General features: G+C 63.5%; 2 protein-coding genes. One reads left to right on the forward strand and one right to left on the reverse strand.

Going from position 1 to position 3,876, the window contains the following annotated elements; all coding sequences use genetic code 11:
• Window positions 1–509 precede the first annotated feature (509 nt).
• On the forward strand, window positions 510–2,681 hold the full coding sequence (locus MTBLM5_RS16365; protein ID WP_173977128.1) for an SLC26A/SulP transporter family protein: 2,172 nt from the start codon (window positions 510–512) through the stop codon (window positions 2,679–2,681).
• 521 nt (window positions 2,682–3,202) lie between these two features.
• On the opposite strand, the gene MTBLM5_RS16370 is transcribed toward MTBLM5_RS16365, so the two are convergent.
• The coding region (locus MTBLM5_RS16370) for an ATP-binding protein (protein ID WP_173977129.1) at window positions 3,203–3,876 on the reverse strand (674 nt) is incomplete at its 5' end.

Here is a 3,876-nt window from a genome sequence, read left to right on the forward strand (position 1 = left end):
TCGCCGGAGGGCGGGATTTTTCGAGGTGCCCATATGGGAAATGTCGGGGAATACGGCAGAAAGCGCCCGAGTTTCGTCCCGCTGCTTCCGCAGCCTGTTTGCCAGGCAGCTCTGCGCGCTCTACGCGCTTGACTTTTATGGTGCCGGCGGAGGGACTCGAACCCCCGACCTTGGCTTTACGAAAGCAAGCGGCTAGTCTCTAACGAATTGTTCGTACCCGCATTTCTGCACCATTATGGTTGCTGCTAAAAATACGAAATGAATCAGCACTTCGGATCATTCAAGAACAAAGGGACATCGTGCTTATGCCCCTCCGCATCGATCAGCTTGCTGCTCGAGCAAATAAATTTGTGGAAGCTCTATCTTTTGCGGTTCGGGACTTCGATGGCCGCGTGAACGGCTCAGCCGGTCGGATCGCCTCCCTCATTCGTTAAGTTGCATCACAGACTAGCCAACGCTACCACGCATAAAAATTGGTGCCAATGACTCCCGCTAAACTTGCGCAAACCTTGCCCCTTTGCCGCGCCAACCTTCCCGGCGACTTAAATGGCGGGCTGAACGTCGCCATCCTGTCCCTGCCCATAACCATTCCGCTAGGCGCGCTCGCCTTCGCCCCGCTGGGACCGGAGTTCATCCAGGCCGGCGTGGTGGCGGGCTTCCAGACGTCCATCGTCGGCGGCATCGTCGCTGCCCTGACCGGCGGCTGCCGGTTGCAGGTCAGCGGCCCGCGGGCCTCGGCCTCGCTGATGCTGGCGGCCATCCTGGCTATGGCGCTGAACGATCCCGCCCTGGCCGGGCTGGGGGTGGACACGCCCCAGGCGGCCATCATGGCCGCTTTCATCGCCACCTTTGCCGCCGGCCTGATCCAGGTGGGCCTGGGGTTGGCGCGCGTGGGACGCGGCATCAAATACGTGCCCCATCCGGTGCTGTCGGGCTTCATGAACAGCGTCGCCCTGATGATCCTGGTGGGACAGCTGCCCGCCGCCCTGGGTCTGGACGGGGTCAAGCCATCCCAACTGTTGCACCGCCTGGGCGACATCCGTCCCGGCGCCATTCTGGTGACCCTGGGCACCATGGCGGCGATGTATCTGGCAACCAAAAAGAAATCCAAGCTTCCGCCTATCGCCGTCGCCTTCGCCGCCGGCACCCTGCTGCACTATCTGTTGGCGGTGGTGCCGGGCGGCCCGGCAATGGGCGGCCTGGTCGGCCAGGTTCCCGCCCAGTGGCCCAGCCCCTATGCCCTGGCCGAGGCCGTCAGCCTGTCCTGGACGGCGCAGGGCACCCAATTGGTTCTGCACCTGCTGCCCTCCTCGCTGGTGCTGGCTCTGATCTGCTCGATCGAGGCGCTGTTCAGCGCCGCTGCCGTGGATGCGGTGACCGGCGGCCGCCACGACGGCAACCGCGAGCTTATCGGCCAGGGCCTGGGCAATATCGCCGCCGCCTGCTTTGGCGGCTTTGCCGGCACCGGCGCTCCGATGCGCGGCATCGCCAGCTTCAAGGCCGGTGGGCGCACCCGTCTGGCCGGCGTGTTCCATTCGCTGATTTTGCTGGCCCTGCTGATCTGGGGCGGATCGCTGCTGGCCGACCTGTCCTTTGCGGTGATGGCCGGCATTATGATGATGATCGCGGTGAACATGGCCGATTCCTGGGCCGTCAACGCCATGCGGCACGGCGGCAGAAGCTTCGTCGCTGACTTTGCCGTCATGGCTGTGGTGGCCGGCATCAGCGTCAGCGTCAACCTGCCGGCCGGCGTGGCCGCCGGCGTCGGCATCGCCATGATCATGTTCGTCATGCGCATGAGCCGACCCATCGTGCGGCGTGTGCTTGACCGGCGGAATACCCGCTCTCTGCGGGTGCGCCCCCTGCACGTCGAGCGCCGTCTGCAGGAGGAAGGGGGCCGTCTGCTGCTGCTCGAACTGGACGGCCCGCTGTTCTTCGGCACCGCCGAGAGCCTACGTGACAAGATTGACGGATTGGTCTCGGGCAAGCCGCGGGTGATCATCCTGGACCTGCGCCGGGTGCCCGACATCGACAGTTCGGGCGTGCGGGTCCTGCAGCAGACGGCGCGTGCCGTGGCGCTGAAAGGCGCTTCGCTGGCTCTAGCCGGCCTGATCTCGGACAGCGCGCGAGCTGGGTGGCTGCGTAAGAGCGGATTGGCGGATGCCATTCCCGAAAGCCATTGGTACGCCACCCGAGACTTGGCGCTGGAGGCGGCTGAGGATTTGCTGGCCGGCGATGACGCTGCCGCCGCCCACGCCCATCCGCTGCTGAGCGGCCTGGATCCCGAGGCCATCGACCATCTGACTGAGCGCATGACCCTGCTCGTCCTGCAAGACGGGGGTGTGGTGTTCCGTCGGGGCGACGCGGGGGATGGGCTATTCCTGGTGGAAACCGGCTTTGTCGCCATCACCCTGCCCGGCACTCCCGGCCAGCCGCCGGTCCGCCTGGCACTGTTCGGGCCCGGCACCTTCTTCGGCGAAATGGCGCTGCTGGACGGCGGCCCCCGTTCAGCCGACGCCATGGCACAGGGAGAGGCGGTCGCGTGGAGACTGACGACCGACGATTTCCACGCCTTCCGCCACACTCATCCGGCTGACGCCACCCGGCTATTGCTGAATTTAGGCCATGAGCTGTCCGAACGCCTGCGCCTGACCAACACACGACTTCAGGCGGTGGAGTAGAGTCACCTTGGGTCATGGGTGACAGCGGTCGGTGGCCTCGACGCAGCGGATCGCCACGTCATGCCATTGGCGTTATCTCCGCTATCGTTGCCAATCAAGTCTTCCTAAAGTAAACATATTGCGCTAATAAAGTTAATTGTTGAGAGAAATATCAATAAAATGCATTCGAGGGGATATTGTTAAAGTAAAATTACGGCCGATTCGATTGAAATAGAAACGGATGCCTGAGTTAGCAATCTTATAATACCGCTCGACGTCCGAAGTGACTCATCGGGGGTTCCCCTGAAACGCGGGGTGTGATTCACTGGCTCCACCAGATTGGGGGGAGCCATGAGCGGTCGTCTCAAGATATCGGAAGCCAAGACATCTTCGGAACTTCGCGGTTGGGCACGGCATTGCGGCAGCGGGCGGGCTGCCGCGCGAGCCTATGCCATTGCCAATGCGCTCGATGGGCTGAGCCGGGCCGAGGCTGCGCGTTTGGCCGGGATGGAACGGTAGGCGCTGCGCGATGCCGTGCTTCGCTATAACGCCGACGGGGTTGACGGGTTGTTCGACCGCCCCAAGGGCCGCCGCGCCGAATGGTTGACCGGGTCCGAGCAGGCGACGCTGGCCGCCGCCATCTTCAAGGGACCGAAGCCCAAGATCGATGGCGTCTGCACCTGGCTGAATGCCTCGAATAGCAGTTCGGCGCCGGTGGGCGACAGTGGCACGTAGCCCAGTTCATCAATGATGAGCAGCTTGTATGCTTGGATCTGGCTCTGGAGCTTGAGCAGACGCTTCTCATCGCGGGCCTCCATCATCTGGCTGACCAGTCCAGCCGCAGTGGTGAAACCGACCGAGAAGCCGTGCTGGCAGGCCGCCAGCCCAAGGGCTAGGGCCGTGTGCGTCTTGCCGGTGCCGGAATTGCCCAGCGCGATGACGTTTTCGCGCCGGGTGATGTAGTCGCAACGCGCCAGATCGAGCACCAGCATCTTGTTGAGCGACGGGATGGCGGTGAAGTCGAAGCTATCGAGCGATTTGACCGCTGGGAACCGGGCCTCTCGGATGCGGCGTTCGACCGTCCGTCGTTCCCGCTCGATCAGTTCCAACTCCGCCAGCCGCAGCAGATAGCGGCGATGGTCGACGCCCTCGGCGGCGCAGAGCTGGGCCTGCTTGTCGTATTCGCGCAGAAAGGTCGGCAGCTTGAGGGTTTTTA

Origin of the sequence: Magnetospirillum sp. LM-5, assembly GCF_902729445.1 — a bacterium.
GTDB lineage: Bacteria > Pseudomonadota > Alphaproteobacteria > Rhodospirillales > Magnetospirillaceae > Magnetospirillum.